The sequence below is a fragment of the Rhodoferax sp. LS1R11 genome, assembly GCF_056521395.1.
The window spans coordinates 70,330-92,811 of record NZ_JBWMAW010000017.1 but is presented as its reverse complement, the minus strand read 5'-3'; the positions used below and the strand labels follow the sequence as shown (position 1 = coordinate 92,811).

Sequence of the window (22,482 nt, the reverse complement as noted above, 5' to 3'; positions counted from 1 at the left end):
CCAACGCAACGGGCAAGCCAGATTCATGAACTGCTGCCGCACCGCTGGCAACCACAAAGCTAGCTCGGTAAAGCAGGACTGCAATGCGCAGTCAATATGGGTTCACCGCATGCTTACCCTCGTAACTGTCGGCTGTCGGATCAACTGGATCAATGTCATCGTTCATTACGGTACCTTCTTTTTTGCCGCCATGCGCTTTTTCAAGGTAGCCAGTGCCAGCTTGGTGTCGCTGCCACTTTTATCGTGTTCTAGCGCCGCCAAAAACTCATTTAGCTCACGTTCCATTTCGCGGTACTGATAAAACTGAGAAGCCGCGACCAGTGCAACGGTCATCTTCCCATGTTTTGTTACAACTAACTCGCGGCCACCCATCACGTCCTCAATGACACGGGACAACCCAGAGCGCGCATCCGAGAACGGAATAAGCTCATCCGTCGAAAAATTCATACCGATTTGGCCATCAAAAAGTGAGCAGAAATTTGTACAAATTTTACGCGCAAACCGATTTTTCAACAAATTTCTGAAAATATCTGGGAGTTGCTTATTTTTTAAGCAATTCCGCCATATTTACTGTTTTGCTGGATAACCACCAGAACGCGGTTTTTTAGCTCAGTTGAGGGGTTCAAAGTGCCAGTTGAGGGGTCAATACGGCCACTTTCACGCTGTCAATTGGCATATTTAGTCGCTTTTATATACTAAAAATTGCATAAAGCTGTTAAAATACAGCTATCGGTTGTCAATATAAAGAAATTGCGGTTTTCACTGTGTTTCAGAGTCACCGATGGTTAATTGAGCAAGCCTAGACAGCCTGTCTCACCCATCCCAAAAACGTTCTGTTTTAGGGACGCTGCCTAGCATCACCGGGCAGCAAAGATTTCCACCCCGCATACGAGCCTGAACTGTGTGCCTGATCGCCTCCAAGCATCGGGCTACTTTCGCTCGTCTGTACCCGATGAACCTGTTGACCTGGCTAAACCGCGCAGGCGGCTGGACTGGGTCTGGAAACCGACATGAGCCCAAAACAAAGAGGTAGCGTCGATGATGATGCTGCCCCAAATGCAGACCCGACGGTTGCTCCTTATGGCGTGCCGCCCCATCCTGCAAATGAAGCCTATGCCAAGTGCGTGGCCGCTGTCCTGATGAAGACCATAGGTATGAACCTGAGCAGCATCACCACCAGTGAGAATTTTCCATGGGCTGCCATCCAGATCAGGGACCACTTTGCCGAACAGTTTGGTGACCAAATTGAAGCACCTGCCACGCCGAATGCGCCGAAGTTTTTACTGCCACCTGAGCAACGTGTCACCCCGGTGATAGTACCTGCGGCCTTTCGCTACCGACTAGGTTCACTGGAACTCGCGACACCTGATCAGGCATGTGCGGTGGTGCGAAATCTGGATTGGTTAACCGACGCCTTTTACTTAAGCCAAGCGGAGCGGAAGGTATTGCTTTGGACCTATGTGGCGAATTCCCAGATGCCCCCCGTTATTGAGGGTGTGATGTCCGAGATTCAGTTCTGCAATGAACGCCAAGCCCATGCCGCGCTGTCGTTGCTGTTGGATGAACCCGAATCTGACGTTGCGAAATGCTTTGCTGCCCCCTGTCGTTTACGTGGAATGCGGCTCATTGATTCGCACCTTTGGCGGTATCCGCTGACGCTGGACAGTTTCTTTCAAGGTACGGAGAACCTAACCGATGTGCTGGAAGTCGTTCATTACAGCCGCGCCGGAATGATTCAACGCCTGTCAGAACTGTCCTTGTACTGGTCAATGTTGCCCGACGCTGGTGTCCCAAACGAGCAGCTTTTTAGGTGGTTCAAGCCTGCAATGGCTGAGGCGTGTATTGCCACGGTCAATGACCAGCCACTGTCGGCGGCTCACATCTCAGAACTGGTGTGGTGGTTGATTGGCTACCGAATGCCCGCCGAACAGTTTGAACCACTGGCAGGAAACATTGATTTCGTGACCATTCAAAAGGCCATTCAACGCTGCTGCATAGAGCGCAGCCAACTTGATCAAGGCGTCACTCAATTGGCCGTCTTGCAGGCGCTTTACGCCGCTGTGCCGTAACCATTTAGCAAGTACCGCTGACACCGCCGATCCCGGCGATGTGCAGCACCAATTCTTTCACCGAGTGCTCTCGAATCCACGGACCTGTGGAGGGAAACACTCGCCCATCAATTTTTCAATAGAGGAACATGTCATGAAATGCACCACAACTGACGATGCGAGTTCACAAACGCCAGTCACGATCATCTCAAATTCAGTACGTTTTTCACTGGGGCAAGTTGTTGCAACACCCGGCGCATTGGCATTACTTCAAGCCACAGGACGTAGTGCCGCCAGCCTGCTTGCACGCCATATGCATGGTGATTTCGGAGATACCTGCCGGGACGACTCAGCTTTGAATGAACTGGCAATCACTGACGGCTCCCGAATCATGAGCGTTTACAGGCTTGTTGACGCGGAAAAGCTCAAGGCCACGCCGAAGCAAAAGCGAGCCGATTTACCCACTGTCTGGGTCATCACCGATGGCACGAACGACGATGGAAAACGTGAATACACAACGTTGCTGCTGCCAGAGGACTACTGATGGCAACCAGCCCTCGACCCAAAGAAGTAAAAGTGGCCTATCGGTTTCAGCGCGTCTATGCAGATTTGCAAACTGGACACGCACTAACCGTCAAGGCGACCAGAGCGGAACCAGTCAGACCGTTTATGCAGCAATCAGATTTGGATGGGGCCTGTGGCGTTCATCTCACCGCCATCATTGTTTCAATCTACGGACTTGCAAAGCCAAGTGCGCTACATGAAATGGGGCGGCGCAAGTTCGGACTTGCGGCAGAAATATTCAGCGCGTTCAAGCACACATATTTCACTGGGGTACACGCTGCGGAGTGGGTGGAACTGTTCAACGGCTTGCACCTGCCACTGCAAGTGACCTCCAAGTTCGGCGAGGAAGACAACGCCGATGGTCACGCGGTGGAGTGGTTGATGCGTGGCGAACTGGTGGCACTGGCGTTCGCCTCGGTCCAACACCAAAAGACCAAACATTGGAGTTTGGGCATTGGCATAGAGGGCGCTGTGATCGACAAGATTCACAGACCGGACACGATATTGCTGCTCGATCCCAGTGCGTCAGAACCCAGCTTTCAGGCGTTCAATGCGCGGATGCGGATACCCGTGTCTGGTGCTGGCGGTCGCAGTGCCAAGTCAAATCTGGTCAAGCCTTCGGATGCCGGAAAGCGCAAGCCCGTGACATGGCTCTATGAGTCGATGGAATGGAATGCCGAAGAAGTAAGGCTATTGGCCGCAGTTCGGATACGTCGAACTGACACCAGTTAGCGCAGCGGCGAACGGCGCGACCCCTGTTTACGTTCGCCATTTGCTTCGAGAGAAGCTTCATTGGCACGGCGTTTGACGGGTTGTTTGCGCGTTCGCTGCTTGGATAAATGCACCTCAAACCCGGCGACTAACTCCGAAGTTGGCAACCCCAGTGGCTTGGACAGCGCCATAAGCAACAGCAGCGTTGGACTGGCAAGCCCCCGCTCAAGCAGCGACACGTAAGTGCGATCAATCGCGGCATCGAACGCCAGCTCCTGCTGGGACTTGTTGCTCTCAATCCGAACCTCTTTTAGGTACTCACCAAACGCCACGGAAAGCGGGTGTCTTTCAGACGCAACTTTCTTCTTGGGTTTGGCTTTATCAGAGGTGGAATTCATTGACGCGAAGATGCGTCATTGAAGGATATATAGCGACGGAGTTAATGCTGCATTGTCATGTCAGAATCTTACTCTGACGAGTAAACACCTCATTGATCTAAAAACAGAATGGAAACCTTTATGGGAGCGATAACAAATGTGGGCGTAAGCATGTCTGTGCTGCTTGCACTAACCGGATGTGGAAACAAGACACCCTCATGTACCGACCCGGCAGCGGTCGATCTGGTGAAGACGATCTACCAGCAAACCTTCGATAAGGAACTGTCGGCCATGAGCGATGAGCGCAAGCAACGGGTTCAGTACACCGCCAAGGACACGAAGATTTCGGTGGATTCCATCAGAACGGCCAGTGCTGACGATGCGGTGGGCAAGAGAACCTGCGAAGCGCAGTTGATAGCCACGGTTCCGGCAGATGCGGTACCTACCGTTCCAGAATTGAAAAACCAGTTGCGATCAATCTACGACGCTCAGGGTGTCAGCATGGACGGCACGGCCATCAAGGGCCAAGTGACGTACACGGCTCAACGCACGCAAGACAAAGGCGAATTGTTGGTTTCACTGGTGGGGCATATGCCAGTCATGAGCTATCTCCATGACATTGCGATGTTCAGAGTCTGGGACAAGGGTGTACCGACCACACCAGATGCCACGACCAAATCATCGGCCTCATCGGTGAACTGGAGCAGCCTTCTTGGTCAGTCTGCATCTGTGGCGCTGAGTGATGCAGTCGTCAGTAACCAGTTCAAGGCCCTGCTTGGTGACAAGTACCCGGTATTCCAAACCAACATGGAAGTCGCTGGGGAGCTTCATGCTGAGGACGGCAATCTGATCGTCGGCAGCGGAAACGCTCCCCACGACGGTGGCACCAATGAAGCCATGTTCGCCGTCAACACGGCCACAGGCAAGTATTACGCGGTGCTTTTCACCGATGGCAAGTCGTTCAACGCATTTGGGGTGGCAAACATGCGCGAGTTGCCAGCGCCTTTACTTCAATGGTTTCAAAACAAAGGCGGTAAATTGTGAAGCACACCTTCAATCTCATTTGGACAGTATCAGTCCTGGCATGTACTGGTGCTGTAGCGGCTCCACTTGCAGACCTTACTGGTGGGCAGACTGGTCGTATTGAGTTTCAAAGCATCAACACGCAAGATATGTGGCAGTACGCCCGCAAGAACACCAGCAACACCACTCAGCAGACGGTATGGGGCGATCTGCTGATGCCAAAGACCGTGAGTGGCAAAGTACCAGCGTTGGTCATCATGCACGGCAGCGCGGGTGTGGAACCGTGGGCTTACGACTTGTGGGCGGCACGCTTGAACCCTGCTGGTGCGGCCGTGTTTGTGGTGGACAGCTACAAGCCACGAGGTGTTGACGGTACATCCACGAATCAACTGGATACAAAGGTCACTATGCCGTCGCAGGTTGCTGATGCGCTCAATGCCCTTCGCGTACTGGCAACCCATCCTCAAGTTGATGCCAGCCGTATCTACGTGATTGGTATGAGCCGTGGCGGCAATCCTGCCTTTTACTCAGCTTGGCCGATGTACCAAGCGGCGGTGAACACCAATGGAGCGAAGTTCGCTGGTCACATCCCCATGTATCCAGGCATGTGCAACATTCGCTACCGTGCCGATGAGAATGCCAAGGCCACGGCTCCGATCTTCTTTGCCTTACCTGATCGTGACCGTGAAGACTATCAGGATGTGGCCGTGTGTGAGCGTTACGCCAAAGAACTTGAGGCGGCAGGAAATCAAGTGACCGTCAAGGAATATAAAGGCACTTACCACGCTTGGGACGGTGGCGGTCGCAGGTTCCGATACGAAAACGGACAACACAGCGGCAAGCAGTGCGACTTGGAATTGCAGATGACTTCTGTGATGGGTGGTGGGCTTGGCAAAAATGCCAAAGACCTCAAGTCAAACCGCGAAATAAAAACCTTTGACGAGTGGAATACGGCGGTTCGAGGCTGCATGACCAGCGTGCGCGCTCGCATAGGTGGCGATGCCGCACAAACCGATGCGGTTGTAGAGGATGTACTCAAGTTCATGGGTGTCCGCTAATCAACCAAGAAGGGCGGCTTTTGTAAGGATGCAGATAGGTGATTTGACTCGGAGGTGAGGGCAGGGCGCTCGCCTCATTGCCACAGACAGATTGACAAGGTATGTGTGCGAAAATCCAAGCAACAAAGGAAGAGTCGCTTTTGTCTGAAAGAGTGCCGTTTTGCTTTGACGGTAAATGAGACGGTATAGCCACTTTTCCGAACTTTTAACAAAGGCTCAATAGTGAGTATCACCATCCAATGTCGTTCATTTTCAAAAACTTGTTGACGATTGAGTGGGAATAAGCGGGCCAGCAAGCCATTCACAAGGCAGGCTATGTATTTACCTCCGCAGTTCAAGTCAAAAAATGGTCTGGATGCGATCGAGCTTATACGCAGCCATCCATTTGCGAGCCTGATCAGCGTGGACGACGAAGGCCTGCCCTTTGTCAGCCACATCCCACTTCACCTTGAGATACATGGCGATCAACATGTGTTGCTGGGCCATGTCGCCAAACCCAATCCTCACTGGCGTTACTTGCAGAAACGCCCTAAGGCGCTGGCTACATTTTTGGGTCCGCATGCCTACATGTCGCCACAGGTCTACCCCGACCTCGCTCGGGTGCCCACCTGGAACTACCTCGCAGTTCATTGCACCGTAGAGGCCGCTCTGGTCGAAGTCCCGGCGAAAAAGGATGCGCTACTCAAAAAACTCATCGGAGACCATGAACCGGCCTACGCCGAGCAATGGCGCAGTTTGGGAGATGAGTTTGCGCAAAAAATGCTGGCAGGCATTGTCGGCTTTGAATTGCGGATGACGGATCTGCAATGCAAAGTAAAAATTAACCAGCACAGGCCGGAGGCGCACGAGTCGATGCAGGCGATGTATGCCTCAGGCAATGAAAACGAGCGTGCTTTGGCCCAGTGGATGACGCATTTGGGACTCCATACGCCCACATGATGACCGACGCCGATTTCATGGCGTTGGCACTTGGCCAGGCCTCGGACGCCATGAACGCCGGTGAAGTGCCAGTCGGCGCCGTGGTGGTCAGGGCAGGGCAGGTGATCGCGGTCGGTCGCAATGCCCCGATTGGCCAGCATGACCCCAGCGCCCACGCAGAAATTGTGGCCTTGCGCGCAGCTGCGCTTGCGCTGGGCAATTACCGACTGGACGATTGCGAACTGTTTGTTACCCTGGAGCCTTGCGCCATGTGTGCCGGGGCCATGCTGCACGCCCGGATGAAACGCGTTGTCTTCGGTGCGCCGGACCCCAAGACCGGCGCAGCGGGGTCGGTACTTGATTTGTTCGCGACACCCCAGTTGAACCACCACACCCGTGTACAGGGTGGCGTGCTATCCGCTCAATGTGCATCCATGTTGCAACAGTTTTTCAAAGCCCGGCGCAGGGAAACAGCGCGGTTGAGCAGCCCGGTGCGGGACGACGCTTTGAGAACACCAGACGAGTGCTTTGCGAGCCTTCCAGGCTACCCCTGGCCCGCTCAGTACCTCAGCGATTTGCCTGCTTTGGGTGGCCTGCGCATGCATTACCTGGATGTGGGGCCGCGTGATGCACCATTGACCTACCTTTGCTTGCATGGCAACCCCACTTGGAGTTATCTCTATCGGAAAATGATTCCGATTTTCCTCGGCGCTGGCAGCCGTGTTGTGGCACCCGACCTCATTGGATTCGGCAAGAGTGACAAACCCAAAAAGGACGGGTTTCATACCTTCACCTGGCATCGCCAAGTGTTGCTCGAATTCGTTGAACGACTCAATCTGAAAAACATCGTTCTGGTCGTGCAGGACTGGGGAGGCTTGCTGGGGTTAACGTTGCCAATGGCCGATGAGACACGCTATGCGGGCCTCCTGGTGATGAATACGACACTGGCCACGGGCGAATCGCCATTGCCTGCGGGCTTCCTGAATTGGCGCGACATGTGCGCCAAAAATCGTGAGTTTGACATTGCGCGCCTGCTTGCCCGTGGCAACCCAAACCTGAGCGAGCAGGAATGCAAGGCTTACGCAACACCCTTTCCAAATGCGGGATATCGTGCCGCAACACGGGCATTTCCGCCTATGGTGCCGGAGTTTCTGGATTCGGACGGTGCCGACACTTCGCGACAGGCTGGCAATTTCTGGCGCGACCGATGGCATGGGCAAGCCATGATGGCGATTGGCCGTCAGGACCCCGTGTTGGGCTTACCCGTGATGCGCGAGCTTCAACAACTGATTCACAACTGCCCTGAGCCTATGATCGTTGACGAAGCAGGACACTTTGTGCAGGAACTTGGCGAGCCGATTGCGCAAGCCGCCATTCAGTATTTCGTATCGACTCCAACCCATTGATTTCTCCGTGAACAAAAAGCACATCTATATCTATTCGCCCTCGGGCGCCGTCCGTGACAAAGCGGCGTTCAAACGCGGTGTTGCCCGCCTGAAAAAACTCGGCCATGAGGTCGAAATTGACGAGGCCGCACTAGCGAGTCATTTGCGTTTTGCCGGCGATGACGAGACCCGCCTGGCAGCCATTCACCGGGCCGCAGCCAGTGGGGCCGATGTGGCGTTGATTTCTCGCGGTGGCTACGGGTTGACGCGAATCCTGCCCGGCATTCACTACAAGAAAGTTGCAAAAGCCATTGAGGCGGGCATGCTGTTCGTCGGCATCAGTGACTTCACGGCTTTCCAAAGCGCTGTGTTGGCACGCACCGGCGGCATCACCTGGGCTGGCCCAGCGCTGTGCGAAGGTTTTGGTGTGGGCGGCAAGCCCGTCCAGGTGGATGGGAACGGCCATGGCGAGGCGCCAATGCCAGACGACATCATGGAAGCCTGTTTTGATGACCTCGTCACAGGCCAGGGGGAGGGGGCTGGCTGGCGTCAGAATCGTGAGGCACCGCAGGCCGCTATCAAAACAATAGCACCCTCCGCAAACAGAGAGGGCGCCAAGACAGACTATTGCATAAAGAATTCAGTGCTTTGGGGTGGCAATCTGGCCATATTGACGTCGCTGCTTGGCACGCCATACTTCCCCGATATCAAAGGCGGTATCCTGTTTCTGGAAGACGTGGCAGAGCATCCTTACCGCATCGAACGCATGCTCACTCAATTGCTCCATGCAGGCGTTCTGGGTCGCCAAAAAGCCATCGTCATGGGGCAATTCACCGACTACAAATTGGTGCCGCATGACCGGGGCTATAAATTGCAGACAGTAGTGGAATGGTTGCGTCAGCAGATCAAAGTGCCAGTCCTCACCAATTTGCCCTACGGCCATGTAGCCACCAAAGTGGTACTGCCGGTTGGGGCCCAGGCCGATTTGATGGTGGAGGGGCGTGATGCCTTACTCTATTGGGGCCATCCGGCTTAAGCCTGACTTTTTGCCTTGTACCAAGTGTGCAAAGTTCCCTGTATTGCGTCTAGATAGATGGACTTCGTTTTCAAATGGGCTTTCATTGCCTTTAAACTAGGAATAAGCAAAATATAAGGACTTAGAGGGCATGGGCGTTCAAAAAACGGTTGTTTTTACCGATCTGTTCGGTAGCACAAGTGCATTTGAAGCGCTGGGAAACGTCATGGCGACCAAGGCTGTGACACAGGTGACGACATGGATCGCCACCGTTATCGAGTCACACGGTGGCTATGTCGTCAAGATGCTGGGCGATGGCGTACTCGCCTTGTTCGAAGACAACGCATCGGCGATCAGCGCCGTGGTTGAAATTCAGCGCAAGCATCAAAAACACATTGCCCAGATCCCCCCTGCAAATCATCTCCCTATTCGTATCGGCGTCGCCAGTGGGGATGTTGAAATTGTGGCGGGCGATTGCTACGGTGATGCTGTGAATGTCGCAGCTCGTCTCAGCAGCCTCTCGGGTCCTCATCAGATTTGGGCCAACAGTTCGGCGCTTGAGCAAGCTGATGAATCAGACGGCGTACGATTTCGTATTCTGGGGCCCATCAGTATTCGCGGTCGGGCAGAACCTTGTACGGTCTACCAGGTTGAGTGGCAGGAAGATGTTGGGTCAGGTTTTCTGACCATGCAGGCGGCGCTTGACCCCATGCACGATATTGTCGATACCGACGTCTTGGGTGGGCAGATCGAATTGTCCTGGCTTGAATTGCGCAAAAACTTCATGTCGTTCGAGCTGCCTATTCACATCGGCCGTATCCATCAGGTCGAGTTTGTTGTCAACGATCCGCGAGTCTCTCGAACTCATGCCCGCGTTGACTGGCGCAATGGAAGTGTCTACCTGACTGACGTAAGCACCTATGGCAGTTGGGTACGTTTCTCGGGCACAGGTTCAGACCTGTTACTACGCCGGGATGAGTGTGTTCTGCATGGACGAGGGGAAATAGCCTTGGGTTCTCCATTTTCCGATTTGAGCGCACCAACCATCAGCTTTGCAGTCAGCTAAAAGGCGTTATTTGGAATCTGCGCCCGGCATCATCTTATTAACATAATATACATCGTATCAAGTACGATCCAGCACTGGATTACCAAGATCCTTTAGGGCTCAAGGCCCTGACGAAGGCAGCGATGATCTCTGCAGAATCGGCACGCTCGGCCTTTTGGGCAAAGTCAATGGCTGTCAGACCCTGGTCATTCTTGAGCAAGGGGTCGGCACCAGCCTCCAGCAACAACTTGACTGCCAACGGTGTGCCGTAATGGGCGGCCATCATGAGCGGCGTTGTGCCATTGGGCGATGCGGCGTCAATGTAGGCATGGTTCTCCAGCAAAAGACGCATCACATCCAGATGTCCATGCGTGGCGGCGTAATGCAAAGGCGCCCAACCTGGCTTGTTGACGTCGGCGCCTTTAAGGATGAGCTGGTTGCAGACTTCAAGCAGCCCTTGCAGGGAAGCCAGCATCAAAGGGCTTTCCTCGTTCAGGGTGCGGGATTCAACCTGCGTGGCGGGCCAATCCATCAGCACAGCCGCCACGTGAAGCGATGGCTCACGAAGGGCAATGAGCAGGCCATGCTCACCTTGGGGACTGAGCGTATTGGCATCAAAGCCACGCTGGAGCAAGCGGGTGATGGTGCTGGGCTCATCCCGTTTGATGGCAGAGAAAAAATCTTCGTAGGATCCTGCATGGGCAGAAGAAAATCCATAAAAAACAATAAGATAAATGACACTCTTAATGTAATTTATCATGTATCCCGAGCCTCTAAAATTCATACCAGGACGCCTTTGAACAGCCTGTCGAAGTTGCGACTGGTCACCTCTGCAATATGCTCAACCGGGCATTTCTTGATCTCGGCAAGCTGTGCCGCCACATAGGGCACGTAAGACGGATTATTGGTCTTACCACGATAAGGCGCAGGCGCCAGGTACGGACTGTCGGTCTCGATCAACAGTCGATCCAGCGGCACAAATGCGGCTACATCACGCAAGTCCTGTGCATTCTTGAATGTCAGGATTCCAGAAAAAGAAATGTAAAAGCCCAGGTCCAACGCGGCACGGGCCACGTGCGCGGTCTCGGTAAAGCAATGAAAAACACCGCCCGCGCTCCCCGGTGAGCCGTCTTCGCCCTCTTCCCGCAAAATCGCCAAGGTGTCATCAGACGCACTTCGGGTGTGAATGACCAGTGGCTTATCGAGCTGGCGAGCCGCAAGGATGTGGGTCCTGAAGCGATCACGTTGCCAGGCCATGTCCGCCACGGTGCGATCGCCCAGGCGGTAGTAATCCAGCCCGGTCTCGCCAATACCGACCACACGCGGCATTTTACCCAGGGTCAACAGGTCTTGCAGGCTGGGCTCGGTGACCCCCTCGTTGTCGGGATGAACACCCACCGTTGCCCAAAAATTATCGTATTGGACCGCGAGCGCCTGAACACCCGCAAACTCCTCCAACGTGGTGCAGATGCACAGGGCCCGGTCAACCTGGGCCTCGCTCATGGCCAGGCGAATGGCCGGCATTTGGGCCAGAAGCTCCGGGAAAATCAGGTGGCAGTGCGAATCAGTGAACATGAAATGAGTCAGATAAAAACCAGGGTGGCGCCCAAAAACCAAGCGCAATGCCTAGATGGTTTGTGTGGGGCGATCGGAAGCTATGTGAGCCCCCAGAATTTCTTCAATCCTGAGCTTCAGGGTGCGGGACTTTTCGTCTTTGGGAAACTGGATGCCCACACCTTGCGTGCGGTTGTTGGAGGCTTTGGCCGGTGTGACCCACGCCACTTTGCCGGCGACCGGATACCGCTGCGGGTCATCCGGCAAGGACAACAGCACATACACATCGTCACCCAGACGGTATTCCCGCGAGGTGGGAATAAAGATACCGCCTTCAGAAAACAAGGGAATGTAGGCTGCATAGAGAGCCGACTTTTCCTTGATCGCCAGTTGAATGACGCTGGGGCGAGGGGTGTTGGGACTTGGATTGGACATGCGCGATTTCTAATGACTGGAGTTTAGGGCGATTTGGGCCTGGCTCGCCAACGCCTCAAGCATCAGGCCAGCGTTGAAGGGGTGCTCCACCGTGCGTGTGGTCTGCGCCAGAGCACGGGACCAGGCGGTCAAGCGGCTCACTGAACCGCCAACAGGCAAGTCCGCCGCTGCAAAAAATCGCGGGCTGGCGCCCATCTTGATCGCCAGAACGTCGTGGCAGACCTTGTGCAGGGCATCTACCGCTTGCGAAGGCGTCCAGTCTTTGAGCACACTAACATCACCGCGGGCCATGGCCTTGGGCAACTTGACCCAGGCTTGCGGATCGCGGCCCGATTGGGAAAACTGCAGGGCGTCTTCAGGTCGGCCACCCGCCGCGCGCAACATCACCTCGGCCTGGGCCAGAGGAATGCCCTTCTCCACCATCCAGGCCAAGGCGTCCTGAGCCGACGGCCAGACCATGGTGTGACCCAGGCAACGACTGCGAATGGTGGGGAGCAACTGGTGGGCAGCGTCGCTGGCGAGGACAAACTTGACATCGCCCGGTGGCTCTTCGAGCGTCTTGAGCAACGCATTGGCCGTGACGTTGTTCATGCGCTCGGCGGGAAACACCAACACGGCTTTGCCGCGGCCCCGGGCACTGGTGCGCTGGGAAAACTCGACCGCATCGCGCATCGCATCCACCCGAATCTCCTTGCTGGGCTTGCGCTTTTTGTCGTCAATGTCCGACTGGGCTTTTTCGCTAAGCGGCCAGCCCAGTTCCAGCATGACGGTCTCGGGCATCAGCACGCACAAGTCAGCATGGGCACGTACGTTGATGGCATGGCAACTGCCACACGCCCCACATGCGCCATGCGCGGTCGGTTTGTCGCACAACCAGGCACGAGCCAGCGCCATTGCCAGGTGGTACTGGCCCAGCCCCGACGGCCCGGCCAACAACCAGGCATGCCCACGTTGTGCAAGCAACTGCGTTGTTTGTGCGGCAATCCAGGGGGCCAGCGTGCTCATGCCAGCCAACCTTTGGCCTGGACCGCCTGCAGCACATCCAGCCAGACGGCTTCGCGTGAATTGTCGGCATTGATCCGGGCAAAACGGGCTGGGTCAATCGTCATGCGACTCAGATAACCGTTCGACACCCGCTTGAAGAACGCCACGGGCTGCGCTTCAAATTTGTCGGGTGCACGCGCACCGGCAAGGCGCGCAGCGGCTACTTCAGCAGCCAGATCAAACCAGACTGTCAAATCTGGTTGTCGAATGAAATCGGGGCCTAGCCCAGGTACCGCCTGCACCCATTGCTCCAAAATAGATAGCAAATTCAAATCAAACCCACGTCCACCGCCTTGGTAGGCAAAGGTGGCGTCGGTAAACCGATCGCACAAGACCACATCCCCGCGGGCCAGCGCAGGTTCAATCACTTGCTGCAGGTGGTCGCGCCGGGCGGCGAACACCAGCAAGGCCTCGGTCATGGCGTCCATGGGATCGTTCAATACCAGGGTCCGCAGCTTTTCAGCCAAAGGCGTACCACCGGGCTCGCGGGTCAGCGTCACCGCCCTGCCCCGGGCCTTGAAGGCCTGTGCCAAACCATCGATGTGAGTTGATTTTCCGGCTCCGTCGATGCCTTCAAAACTGATAAAAAGTCCGCCTGTTGCCATAGGTTGTTACTGTCCGCGCTGGTATTTGTTGACTGCCCGATTGTGCTCTTCAAGGCTGGCGCTGAAGTGGCTGGTACCGTCGCCGCGGGCCACAAAATACAGCGCCTTGGTGGGTTCGGGCTGCACCGCCGCCAGCAAGGCCGCCTTGCCTGGCATGGCAATCGGGGTAGGCGGCAGGCCTGCGCGGGTGTAGGTGTTCCAGGGGGTGTCGGTTTTGAGGTCACTGCGCCGCAGATTGCCGTCAAAGCGGTCTCCCAAGCCGTAGATCACCGTCGGATCGGTCTGCAACATCATGCCGATGCGCAGCCGGTTGGTGAAGACGCCCGCGATCATGCCGCGGTCGCTGCCCCGGCCTGTTTCCTTCTCGACAATGCTGGCGAGAATGAGCGCCTGCTCGGGTGTTTTGAGGGGCGAGTCGGGCAGGCGCTGAAGCCAGGCGGCTTCCAGCTTTTTGTCCATGGCCCGCATGGCGCGTTTGAGCACCGACAGATCACTGCTCCCTTTGGCGTAGGTGTAGGTGTCCGGGAAGAACCTTCCCTCGGGGTGCACGCCCGGCCTGCCCAATGCGGTCATGATCGAATCAGGTGACAACCCTTGTGATTCGGGATTGAGTTGCTCCGCTTTTGAGAGCGCCGCGCGCACTTGGGTGAATTTCCAGCCTTCAACCAGCGTGACGACGCGCAAGGACTCCTCCCCGCGCACAAGCTTTCGTAACAGACTGCGCGGCGTGGTGCCGCGTTCTATTTCATAGCTGCCGGCCTTGATCTGGCGGGCCTCACCCGACAGGCGAAACCACCAGTACAACAGGGCCGGATTGACCTGGACACCGGCCTCGTTCACGACTAGCGTCAGGCCGCGCACCGAGGTACCGGGTTCCACCGAAAGGTCGACCGTGTCGCTGGTCAGGCTCAGGTCATTGTTAAGCCACCAGACCACGCCGCCACCCAGCAGCACGGCCAGTAGCAACAATAAATTAAAGAGACGACGCACAGCCCTACAGCCTTCCTAGAAATCAAGGGAGGATGATAATTCACGCCATGAAAAACAAACTCAATGGCGTTGCCCCACTGACCCACCTTGGCGTGATTCGGGTGGAGGGCGAGGATGCCGGCAAATTTCTTCACGGCCAGTTGACGCAGGACTTTGCGCTGCTGGGCCTGTCCGAAGCACGCCTTGCAGCGTTTTGTTCCGCCAAGGGGCGTATGCAAGCCAGTTTTGTGGGCTTCAAGCGCAGCCACACCGAGATACTGCTGATTTGCAGCCGTGACATTTTGCCCGCCACGCTCAAGCGTTTGTCCATGTTTGTGATGCGGGCCAAGGCCAAATTGACCGATGCGACCGACGACTTCGCCCTTTTTGGGCTGGCTGGAGATACTATTGAATTAATAGCTACTCCCGCACAGCCCACCTGGGCTAAGGTCGATATTGGTACTATAAACGTTATCAACCTCTACCCGGCCGATGATGTGCGGCGTGCTTTGTGGGTCGCACCTGTAGGCGAGACAGCGCCCACAGGCCAGGCATTGAGCGAGTCAGACTGGAACTGGGGCGACGTGCGCAGCGGTATCGCCATGATCACCACGCCCATTGTTGAAGCCTTTGTGCCGCAGATGCTGAATTACGAATCCGTGGGCGGTGTGAACTTCAAGAAGGGTTGCTACCCGGGACAGGAAGTGGTGGCGCGCAGCCAGTTTCGAGGCACCTTGAAGCGCCGCGCTTACCTGGTGCATTCGGAATCGGCCATGACCGCTGGCGACGACGTGTTTCAGGCAGAAGACAACACGCAACCCTGCGGCACGGTCGCCCAAGCGGCGCCTGCCCCGGCCGGCGGTTTTGACGCGATCATCTCGGCGCAAGTCTCGGCGGTAGAGGCTGGCGACCTGCACCTGACCAGCGCAAGCGGCCCTGCCCTGGTGGTCTCGCCACCGCCCTACCCTTTGCTCGCCGACATTTAAAGCCGTTAAATAAATGTCGCTAGATGAGAGAAGCAGGCAAGGCGTGGACCATCTCCACATGCACGATGCCAGCCTCCTCGAAGGGTTCACCACGGCGGACAAACCCCAGCCGGGCATAAAAGCCTTCAGCACTCCGCCGGGCGTGAACCAACACCTCCCGATCACCGCGCTGAGTGGCGGCTTTCATCAACGCCCGCAGCACATCGCGGCCCACATTGGAGCCCCGCAGCACCCGGTTAACCGCCATTCGGCTGATTTGCCCAACGCCAGGCGCCTGCTGTAGCAGCCGACCGGTGGCCACCGGCAGGCCCAGGCGGTTGCGGCCCAGGGCGTGCACGGCGAGGTGGTCCTCAGCATCGCCCGCCATCACCATGGGGATGCCTTGTTCGTCCTGGAATACATCCGTTCGCAACTGGCTCGCCTCGGCGCCCAGCGCTGGCCACGACCCAACGTCCACCTGCACCATCGGCTCCCACGCCTCATAGGCGATAAAGATGGCGCGCAGTTCGTCAGGCACGGGTTTGGAGGTCTGGGCAACAGGGTCGGCAAACACATAGAGCAACTCGCCCGTGACCAACTGCTGATCACCGCGAAAAATAGCGCCTGTGAACAGCATCGACGAGGTGCCGATGCGCTCGCACGTCAAGGCCACATCGAGCTGATCGTCCAGCCGCGCTGAGGCGTGAAACTCAACCGTGGCTTTCTTGACAAAAGGTTCTCCCGCCAGCGCGAACATGGTGGCCTCGTAGGGCAAGGCCAAAAAGCGCCAGTAGTCGGTCATGGCCGTGTCAAAGTACATCAGGTAGTGGGCGTTGAACACAATTTTTTGCATGTCCACTTCTGCCCAGCGCACCCGCAGGGCGTGAAAAAAGCGGAAATCCGTGCGCGTCAGTTCCGTCATGTCAGGCCTTTGGAGTCATGTCAGTTTGAAATGCGGCCTTCAGGGCGTGGGCTGCCTCGGCATGGGCTCGGGCGGCTTCCGGGATGACCCGCCCCAATTTGATGAACTCATGCACCACGCCACGGTAAATCTCCAGGTCCACCGGCACGCCCGCCAGACGCAGCTTGTCCGCATACATCACGCCCTCGTCCACCAGCGGGTCACACTCGGCCAGGCCAAACCAGGCCGGGGCCACGCCCTCCACATCAGCCGCATTCAGCGGGGCAAAACGCCAGTCATCGCGGTCAGCGGCTGTGCGCAGGTAGTGGTTGAAAAAGTAGGTGATTTGCGGCTCTTCGAGCAAAAAACCGTAGGCAAAGGTCTTGTGGGACGGAGTGTCCTGGTGCGCGGCGCAACCCGGATAGAACAATAACTGCAGCGCCAGCGGCACACCGGTATCACGGGCCTGCAAGGCACAGGCGGCGGCCAGGGTGCCACCGGCACTGTCACCGCCTACCGCGATGCGGGCGGGGTCAATCCCATGCGCGTCGCCGTGTGCGGCCACCCACTGCACAGCATCCCAAGCGTCATTGTGGGCAACCGGAAATTTGTGTTCGGGTGCCAGCCGGTAGTCCACCGACAACACCGCGCAATGGGCCAGGTGGCTCAAGTTACGGCAAAGAATGTCATGCGTGGCAATGCTGCCAATGGTGAAGCCGCCGCCGTGAAAGTAAACAAGAACAGGCAACTTCTCGTTTGACGGGGCGTACAGCCGCACGGGTACGTCGTAGCCATCACGGGCGGTGAAGGTGAAACTCTCAACCCGCTGCAACTTGACAGACGGAACTTCCAGCATGCTGGCACCCGTCTCGTAATTGGCACGCGCTTGTTGCGCCGTCAGCCCATGCATGGGCACCTGGACCACACGGGCCATGCGATCAAGCACGCGGTGCATGACGGGGGTCAGCAAGGCGCGCGGGTTACGGTGGTGACTCATATTTGTCGTGTCTTCTTGTTAAAGTGCATTTTTTATCCTACACCGCAAAACGCCATGGCACTTATTTACTACGTGACGCAAATCCAGTTCGATTTTGGTGCCATTCAACTGCTCAAACAGGAGTGTGAGCGGGTAGGCATCACCCGCCCGCTGATCGTGACCGACGCAGGCGTCAAAGCGGCGGGTATTTTGCAAAAAGCGCTGGACGCACTGCCAGGCATGGCTGTAGCAGTGTTCGACCAGACACCTTCGAACCCGACCGAGGCTGCTGTCCGCGCCGCGGCCGACCTGTACAAAAGCCAGGGGTGCGATGGTCTCATTGCGGTGGGCGGTGGCTCGGCCATCGACTGCGCCAAAGGCGTGGCCATCGCCGCCACGCACGAAGGCCCGCTGACCACCTACGCCACGATTGAAGGGGGTTCGCCCCGTATCACCGACCGGGTTGCGCCATTGATTGCCGTCCCCACCACCAGCGGCACAGGCAGCGAGGTGGCGCGCGGCGCCATCATCATCGTGGACGACCACCGCAAGCTGGGCTTTCACTCCTGGCACCTGGTGCCCAAGGCCGCCATTTGCGACCCGGAACTCACCCTGGGCCTGCCACCCAAGCTGACCGCAGCCACCGGTATGGACGCCATTGCCCATTGCATGGAAACCTTCATGTCGCCAGCGTTCAACCCGCCCGCCGACGGCATTGCGCTGGATGGTCTGACCCGTGGCTGGGCCCATATTGAACGCGCCACCCACGACGGCTCGGACCGCGAAGCTCGCCTGAACATGATGAGTGCGTCCATGCAGGGCGCCATGGCCTTCCAGAAAGGACTTGGGGCGGTGCATTCCCTGAGCCACAGCCTGGGCGGTGTGGATCCCCGTCTGCACCACGGCACCCTCAACGCCATGTTCATGCCCGCGGTCATCGCGTTCAATGCCAGCGCCGAGTCCATGCAAAAAGACCAGCGTTTGCAGCGCATGGCCCATGCCATGGGTCTGGCATCCGGCAGCGACATCCCCGCCGCCATCAAAGACATGAACGCCCGCCTGGCGTTGCCCACCGGACTGGCTGCCATGGGTGTGCGCACTGATCAGTTTGACCAGATCATCACCGGCGCGCTGGCCGACCACTGTCACAAGACCGGGCCGCGCATTCCCAGCGCCGACGCGTACCGTGACATGCTCGGCCAGTCGATGTAATTTGCCCTGATACTCACTGGCACCAACATTGCTAGTATGTGCACAGGTAAGGTGTTGCCTTGCACAACCAAAGATACAAAATATGTCCATTCACGCTGCCCTGAACCACGTAACCCATTACAAATACGACCGCTTGGTCAATCTGGGCCCCCAGGTGATTCGCTTGCGGCCCGCACCGCACTGTCGCAGCAAGATCATTTCGTATTCCCTCAAGGTTGAACCGGCTGACCACTACATCAACTGGCAACAGGACCCGTTTGCCAACTACCAGGGTCGTCTCGTTTTTGAGAAGAAGACCCGCGAATTCAAGGTCACGGTCGACCTGGTGGTCGAAATGGCCGTGTACAACCCGTTTGACTTCTTCCTGGAGCCCAGCGCGGAGAACTTTCCGTTCAAATACGAAGAACTGCTGGCCCAGGAACTGGCCCCCTACCTCGCTGCGGACCCTCTGAGCAAACGCATGAATGCGTGTTTGGCCCGTATTGACCGCACCAAGCGCCGCACCATCGACTTCCTGGTCGACATCAACCAGATGGTGCACAAGGACATCAGCTACCTCATCCGCATGGAACCGGGAGTACAAACCCCTGACGAAACGCTGGGACTGGGGTCCGGCTCCTGCCGTGACTCGGCCTGGCTGCTGGTACAACTGCTGCGCAACTGCGGCCTGGCTGCGCGTTTTGTATCGGGCTACCTGATCCAGTTGAAGCCCGACGTCAAGTCGCTCGATGGCCCCAGCGGTACCGAAGTCGACTTCACCGACCTGCACGCGTGGTGCGAGGTGTATCTGCCCGGCGCGGGTTGGGTCGGCCTGGACGCCACCTCGGGCCTGCTCGCGGGGGAGGGTCATATTCCCCTGGCCTGCACACCCCAGCCGTCTGGCGCCGCGCCCATTGAAGGTGGCATGGACAAGTGCGAGGTGGAGTTTGAGCACCACATGGCCGTGACCCGTATTTACGAGTCGCCCCGCGTCACCAAGCCCTATACGCAAGAGCAATGGCAAGACGTCATGGACCTTGGGGCAGCGGTGGACAAGGAACTCGAAGCCAGTGATGTGCGCCTGACCATGGGTGGTGAGCCGACCTTCGTGGCCGTCAATGATCGCGATGCACCAGAATGGAACACCGATGCCCTGGGCCCAACCAAGCGTGGTTTTGCAACCGCTTTGGTGCACAAACTGCGCAAGGAATACGGCGAAGGCGGCTTTTTGCACTTTGGGCAAGGCAAGTGGTATCCGGGCGAGCAGTTGCCACGCTGGGCGCTCAACATCTATTGGCGTGCTGATCGCCAGCCCGTTTGGGCCAACCCGGACCTCTTCACCGATGAGCGTGTGCCGTCGCATTACACAAGCGAAGACGCCAAACGTTTCACACAAAAATTAGCGTCCAAGCTGGGTATCACCGACGAATTCATGCAGAGTGCCTACGAAGACGTCTGGTACTACCTGTGGCGTGAACGTCGCCTGCCTGTCAACGTGGACCCCTTCAACTCCAAGCTCGACGACGAAATGGAGCGAGCCCGCTTGCGCCGCGTCTTCGAGCAAAAGCTCGATGCCGTGGTGGGCTATGTGCTGCCTGTGAAAGTTGCCGACAAGCCAGGTCCGAACGGCCCGGTATGGAGCACTGGCTCCTGGTTCTTGCGTGACGAACGCATGTACCTGATGCCGGGTGACTCGCCCATGGGCCTGCGCCTGCCGCTGGACTCACTGCCCTGGGTGAGCGAGGCCGATTACCCGTACCTGATCGAGCAAGATCCCTCGAGCCCGCGCGCTGGATTGCCAGCGCACGGCACTTTGGCCGCCCGTTACGCGCCCGGCGTGCCAAGTCGTGGCGTCAACACCGGTATGGCGGGCGCCGTCAGCAGTGCCGTGCCCTATTTGTCCGGCACGGGGCCCCAATCTGAGGCCGCCCGCAAATTTCAGACTTCAACTGGTACCGGCCGGGCCGCCATGGCGGCCAGCGCGCAAAGCCGTACCCAGGCCGAACCCTCTGAATTCGCCCGGGCGCCGAACAAACTTGAGTCGGCCTCCTGGATCACCCGCACCGCCTTGTGCGTTGAAGTGCGCGACCCACGCCGCGCCAGCGGCCCCAAAGCAGAAGCCGTTGGCCAAAAGTCAGGCGTCATCTACATCTTCATGCCGCCGCTGGAAAAGCTGGACGACTACCTGGACCTGCTGGCCGCCATTGAAGCCACAGCGGAAGAGCTCAAGGTCAAGATCGTGCTCGAAGGCTACCCACCGCCCCGCGATCCACGCCTGAAACTGCTGCAGGTCACACCAGATCCGGGGGTGATCGAGGTCAACATTCATCCCGTGACCAACTGGGGCGAACTCGTCAAAAACACCGAGTTCCTGTACAACGCGGCGTTTGAGTCCCGCCTGTCAGCCGAGAAGTTCATGAAAGATGGTCGCCACACCGGCACCGGTGGCGGCAACCACTTTGTGATGGGCGGCGCCACGCCGTCTGACAGCCCGTTCCTGCGCAAGCCGGAACTGCTGGCCAGCCTGCTGCTGTTCTGGCACAACCACCCGTCTCTGAGCTACCTGTTCAGCGGCATGTTTGTGGGCCCCACCAGCCAGGCACCGCGGGTGGATGAAGCCCGCAACGATCAGCTCTATGAACTTGAGATTGCCATCGAGCAAATCTACAAAAACCGCGAACTCTACGGCCAAAGCATGCCGCCGTGGCTGGTGGACCGCACGTTGCGCAACATCCTGATCGATGCCACCGGCAACACCCATCGCAGCGAGTTCTCGATCGACAAGATGTACTCGCCCGACTCGGCCACCGGCCGACTGGGTCTGCTGGAGTTGCGCGCCTTTGAGATGCCGCCCCACCCTCACATGAGCAGCGTGCAGCAGTTGCTGTTGCGGGCCTTGGTGGCACGGTTCTGGAAAACGCCCTACAAGGCACCGGCCACGCGCTGGGGTACCGAACTGCACGACCGCTTCCTGCTGCCCACCTTCATCAAGATGGATTTTGACGACGTCATGCAGGAGATGTGCAGCGCCGGTTATGCGTTTGATGCCAGCTGGTTTGCACCGCACTACGAGTTCCGCTTCCCGATCGTGGGCTCGATTCAATCAAACAGCATTGAACTCACCCTGCGCAATGCACTGGAACCGTGGCATGTCATGGGCGAAGAAGGGGCACCCGGCGGCACCGCCCGTTACGTGGACTCGTCTTTGGAGCGCATTGAGGTCCATGTGACCGGTCTGAACGAAAGCCGTTACGTGGTGACCTGCAATGGGCAGGCCATGCCACTGCAATCCACCGGCGTGACCGGTGAATATGCCGCGGGCGTGCGTTACAAGGCCTGGAACCCGCCGTCGGCCTTGCATCCGAGCATTGGCATTCACACGCCGCTGACGTTTGACATTGTGGACACCTGGATGAAGCGCTCCATTGGCGGCTGCCAGTACTATGTCGCGCATCCTGGCGGACTGAATCCCGACACCTTCCCGGTGAACTCGTACGAGGCGGAAAGTCGACGCATGTCACGCTTTGCAGCCATGGGTCACACGCCGGGCACACTGGTGATACCGCCAGCCACCATCAACGTGGCGGCCAGCCGCGAGTTTCCGTTTACGCTGGACTTGCGGCGCGAAAAACGCGGTTAAGAGAGGCCCCGCAAAAGCGGGAGGCCACAAGCACAAAGCGCTTCCTGCAGACCAGCAG

Annotated in this window: 22 protein-coding genes; 12 read left to right on the top strand and 10 right to left on the bottom strand. The window is 57.4% G+C overall.

Translation table 11 applies throughout. From position 1 onward, the window contains the following. Nucleotides 1-165 precede the first annotated feature (165 nt). The gene (locus AC097N_RS17890; protein ID WP_479583419.1) at nucleotides 166-447 is read right to left on the bottom strand and encodes a type II toxin-antitoxin system Phd/YefM family antitoxin; all 282 of its coding nucleotides are present in this window, start codon (nucleotides 445-447) and stop codon (nucleotides 166-168) included. A gap of 563 nt (nucleotides 448-1,010) precedes the next feature. On the opposite strand from AC097N_RS17890, the gene AC097N_RS17885 reads away from it, so the two are divergent. The 3 genes from AC097N_RS17885 (at nucleotide 1,011) to AC097N_RS17875 (ending at nucleotide 3,344) form a co-directional block, all read left to right on the top strand. After that, nucleotides 1,011-2,069, top strand: coding sequence for a hypothetical protein (locus AC097N_RS17885; RefSeq protein ID WP_479583418.1), 1,059 nt, complete (start codon nucleotides 1,011-1,013; stop codon nucleotides 2,067-2,069). Nucleotides 2,070-2,202: 133 nt separating this feature from the next. Beyond that, the gene (locus AC097N_RS17880; RefSeq protein WP_479583417.1) at nucleotides 2,203-2,592 is read left to right on the top strand and encodes a type I restriction endonuclease subunit M; all 390 of its coding nucleotides are present in this window, start codon (nucleotides 2,203-2,205) and stop codon (nucleotides 2,590-2,592) included. After that, complete coding sequence (locus AC097N_RS17875) at nucleotides 2,592-3,344, top strand: hypothetical protein (protein ID WP_479583416.1); 753 nt, start codon at nucleotides 2,592-2,594, stop codon at nucleotides 3,342-3,344. The genes AC097N_RS17880 and AC097N_RS17875 overlap by 1 nt, the downstream gene beginning before the upstream one ends. On the opposite strand, the gene AC097N_RS17870 is transcribed toward AC097N_RS17875, so the two are convergent. Beyond that, on the bottom strand, nucleotides 3,341-3,721 hold the full coding sequence (locus AC097N_RS17870) for a helix-turn-helix domain-containing protein (protein WP_479583415.1): 381 nt from the start codon (nucleotides 3,719-3,721) through the stop codon (nucleotides 3,341-3,343). The two genes, AC097N_RS17875 and AC097N_RS17870, sit on opposite strands and share 4 nt — an antisense overlap. Nucleotides 3,722-3,829: 108 nt before the next feature. Between AC097N_RS17870 and AC097N_RS17865 the strand changes: the two genes are divergently transcribed. The 6 genes from AC097N_RS17865 to AC097N_RS17840 all read left to right on the top strand — a co-directional run bounded on the left by AC097N_RS17865 (nucleotide 3,830) and on the right by AC097N_RS17840 (nucleotide 10,165). Then, nucleotides 3,830-4,744, top strand: coding sequence for a hypothetical protein (locus AC097N_RS17865; RefSeq protein WP_479583414.1), 915 nt, complete (start codon nucleotides 3,830-3,832; stop codon nucleotides 4,742-4,744). Then, on the top strand, nucleotides 4,741-5,781 hold the full coding sequence (locus AC097N_RS17860) for a dienelactone hydrolase family protein (protein ID WP_479583413.1): 1,041 nt from the start codon (nucleotides 4,741-4,743) through the stop codon (nucleotides 5,779-5,781). Before AC097N_RS17865 ends, AC097N_RS17860 begins: the two co-directional genes overlap by 4 nt. A 315-nt stretch (nucleotides 5,782-6,096) precedes the next feature. Next, nucleotides 6,097-6,720, top strand: coding sequence for an FMN-binding negative transcriptional regulator (locus AC097N_RS17855; protein WP_479583412.1), 624 nt, complete (start codon nucleotides 6,097-6,099; stop codon nucleotides 6,718-6,720). Beyond that, nucleotides 6,720-8,105 (top strand): tRNA adenosine(34) deaminase TadA, encoded by a 1,386-nt coding sequence (gene tadA / locus AC097N_RS17850; RefSeq protein WP_479583411.1) that lies wholly within the window; start codon nucleotides 6,720-6,722, stop codon nucleotides 8,103-8,105. Before AC097N_RS17855 ends, tadA begins: the two co-directional genes overlap by 1 nt. Before the next feature lie 7 nt (nucleotides 8,106-8,112). Further along, nucleotides 8,113-9,120: an LD-carboxypeptidase gene (locus AC097N_RS17845; RefSeq protein ID WP_479583410.1), complete on the top strand. Its 1,008-nt coding sequence runs from the start codon at nucleotides 8,113-8,115 to the stop codon at nucleotides 9,118-9,120. Between the two features lie 130 nt (nucleotides 9,121-9,250). Then, on the top strand, nucleotides 9,251-10,165 hold the full coding sequence (locus AC097N_RS17840) for an adenylate/guanylate cyclase domain-containing protein (protein ID WP_479583409.1): 915 nt from the start codon (nucleotides 9,251-9,253) through the stop codon (nucleotides 10,163-10,165). A 79-nt stretch (nucleotides 10,166-10,244) separates the two neighbouring features. Here AC097N_RS17840 and AC097N_RS17835 read toward each other — a convergent pair whose 3' ends face one another. The 6 genes from AC097N_RS17835 to mltG are packed head-to-tail and all read right to left on the bottom strand — an operon-like array spanning nucleotide 10,245 to nucleotide 14,772. Beyond that, entirely contained in the window at nucleotides 10,245-10,904 is a 660-nt protein-coding gene (locus AC097N_RS17835; protein WP_479583408.1) for an ankyrin repeat domain-containing protein, read from the bottom strand. A 20-nt stretch (nucleotides 10,905-10,924) separates the two neighbouring features. Then, nucleotides 10,925-11,719 carry a TatD family hydrolase gene (locus tag AC097N_RS17830; protein WP_479583407.1) on the bottom strand — a complete coding sequence of 265 codons (795 nt, stop codon included), beginning with the start codon at nucleotides 11,717-11,719 and terminating at the stop codon, nucleotides 10,925-10,927. Between the two features lie 51 nt (nucleotides 11,720-11,770). Further along, on the bottom strand, nucleotides 11,771-12,133 hold the full coding sequence (locus AC097N_RS17825) for a PilZ domain-containing protein (RefSeq protein WP_479583406.1): 363 nt from the start codon (nucleotides 12,131-12,133) through the stop codon (nucleotides 11,771-11,773). 9 nt (nucleotides 12,134-12,142) lie between these two features. Beyond that, the gene (locus tag AC097N_RS17820; RefSeq protein ID WP_479583405.1) at nucleotides 12,143-13,138 is read right to left on the bottom strand and encodes a DNA polymerase III subunit delta'; all 996 of its coding nucleotides are present in this window, start codon (nucleotides 13,136-13,138) and stop codon (nucleotides 12,143-12,145) included. Further along, the gene (tmk, locus tag AC097N_RS17815) at nucleotides 13,135-13,782 is read right to left on the bottom strand and encodes a dTMP kinase (protein ID WP_479583404.1); all 648 of its coding nucleotides are present in this window, start codon (nucleotides 13,780-13,782) and stop codon (nucleotides 13,135-13,137) included. The genes AC097N_RS17820 and tmk overlap by 4 nt, the downstream gene beginning before the upstream one ends. Before the next feature lie 6 nt (nucleotides 13,783-13,788). Next, complete coding sequence (gene mltG / locus AC097N_RS17810) at nucleotides 13,789-14,772, bottom strand: endolytic transglycosylase MltG (RefSeq protein ID WP_479583403.1); 984 nt, start codon at nucleotides 14,770-14,772, stop codon at nucleotides 13,789-13,791. A 47-nt stretch (nucleotides 14,773-14,819) separates the two neighbouring features. On the opposite strand from mltG, the gene ygfZ reads away from it, so the two are divergent. Continuing rightward, entirely contained in the window at nucleotides 14,820-15,737 is a 918-nt protein-coding gene (gene ygfZ, locus AC097N_RS17805) for a CAF17-like 4Fe-4S cluster assembly/insertion protein YgfZ (protein WP_479583402.1), read from the top strand. Nucleotides 15,738-15,756: 19 nt separating this feature from the next. Here ygfZ and AC097N_RS17800 read toward each other — a convergent pair whose 3' ends face one another. Beyond that, on the bottom strand, nucleotides 15,757-16,638 hold the full coding sequence (locus AC097N_RS17800; RefSeq protein WP_479583401.1) for a YbgC/FadM family acyl-CoA thioesterase: 882 nt from the start codon (nucleotides 16,636-16,638) through the stop codon (nucleotides 15,757-15,759). A 1-nt stretch (nucleotide 16,639) separates the two neighbouring features. Beyond that, a complete protein-coding gene (locus AC097N_RS17795) occupies nucleotides 16,640-17,614 on the bottom strand; it encodes an alpha/beta hydrolase (protein ID WP_479583400.1) in 975 nt (324 codons plus the stop codon). A 54-nt stretch (nucleotides 17,615-17,668) separates the two neighbouring features. Between AC097N_RS17795 and AC097N_RS17790 the strand changes: the two genes are divergently transcribed. Then, nucleotides 17,669-18,805 (top strand): iron-containing alcohol dehydrogenase, encoded by a 1,137-nt coding sequence (locus tag AC097N_RS17790; RefSeq protein ID WP_479583399.1) that lies wholly within the window; start codon nucleotides 17,669-17,671, stop codon nucleotides 18,803-18,805. Nucleotides 18,806-18,887: 82 nt separating this feature from the next. Further along, nucleotides 18,888-22,424, top strand: coding sequence for a transglutaminase family protein (locus tag AC097N_RS17785; RefSeq protein ID WP_479583398.1), 3,537 nt, complete (start codon nucleotides 18,888-18,890; stop codon nucleotides 22,422-22,424). Nucleotides 22,425-22,482 lie beyond the last annotated feature (58 nt).

Coding starts and splice junctions, on each gene's coding strand:
- AC097N_RS17830 (WP_479583407.1), bottom strand. CDS start 11,719: ATGTTCACTGATTCGCACTGCCACCTGATTTTCCCGGAGCTTCTGGCC.
- AC097N_RS17825 (WP_479583406.1), bottom strand. CDS start 12,133: ATGTCCAATCCAAGTCCCAACACCCCTCGCCCCAGCGTCATTCAACTG.
- AC097N_RS17785 (WP_479583398.1), top strand. CDS start 18,888: ATGTCCATTCACGCTGCCCTGAACCACGTAACCCATTACAAATACGAC.
- tmk (WP_479583404.1), bottom strand. CDS start 13,782: ATGGCAACAGGCGGACTTTTTATCAGTTTTGAAGGCATCGACGGAGCC.
- AC097N_RS17885 (WP_479583418.1), top strand. CDS start 1,011: ATGAGCCCAAAACAAAGAGGTAGCGTCGATGATGATGCTGCCCCAAAT.
- AC097N_RS17890 (WP_479583419.1), bottom strand. CDS start 447: ATGAATTTTTCGACGGATGAGCTTATTCCGTTCTCGGATGCGCGCTCT.
- AC097N_RS17875 (WP_479583416.1), top strand. CDS start 2,592: ATGGCAACCAGCCCTCGACCCAAAGAAGTAAAAGTGGCCTATCGGTTT.
- AC097N_RS17820 (WP_479583405.1), bottom strand. CDS start 13,138: ATGAGCACGCTGGCCCCCTGGATTGCCGCACAAACAACGCAGTTGCTT.
- AC097N_RS17790 (WP_479583399.1), top strand. CDS start 17,669: ATGGCACTTATTTACTACGTGACGCAAATCCAGTTCGATTTTGGTGCC.
- AC097N_RS17865 (WP_479583414.1), top strand. CDS start 3,830: ATGGAAACCTTTATGGGAGCGATAACAAATGTGGGCGTAAGCATGTCT.
- AC097N_RS17870 (WP_479583415.1), bottom strand. CDS start 3,721: ATGAATTCCACCTCTGATAAAGCCAAACCCAAGAAGAAAGTTGCGTCT.
- AC097N_RS17835 (WP_479583408.1), bottom strand. CDS start 10,904: ATGATAAATTACATTAAGAGTGTCATTTATCTTATTGTTTTTTATGGA.
- AC097N_RS17795 (WP_479583400.1), bottom strand. CDS start 17,614: ATGAGTCACCACCGTAACCCGCGCGCCTTGCTGACCCCCGTCATGCAC.
- tadA (WP_479583411.1), top strand. CDS start 6,720: ATGACCGACGCCGATTTCATGGCGTTGGCACTTGGCCAGGCCTCGGAC.
- AC097N_RS17840 (WP_479583409.1), top strand. CDS start 9,251: ATGGGCGTTCAAAAAACGGTTGTTTTTACCGATCTGTTCGGTAGCACA.
- AC097N_RS17880 (WP_479583417.1), top strand. CDS start 2,203: ATGAAATGCACCACAACTGACGATGCGAGTTCACAAACGCCAGTCACG.
- AC097N_RS17800 (WP_479583401.1), bottom strand. CDS start 16,638: ATGACGGAACTGACGCGCACGGATTTCCGCTTTTTTCACGCCCTGCGG.
- ygfZ (WP_479583402.1), top strand. CDS start 14,820: ATGAAAAACAAACTCAATGGCGTTGCCCCACTGACCCACCTTGGCGTG.
- AC097N_RS17855 (WP_479583412.1), top strand. CDS start 6,097: ATGTATTTACCTCCGCAGTTCAAGTCAAAAAATGGTCTGGATGCGATC.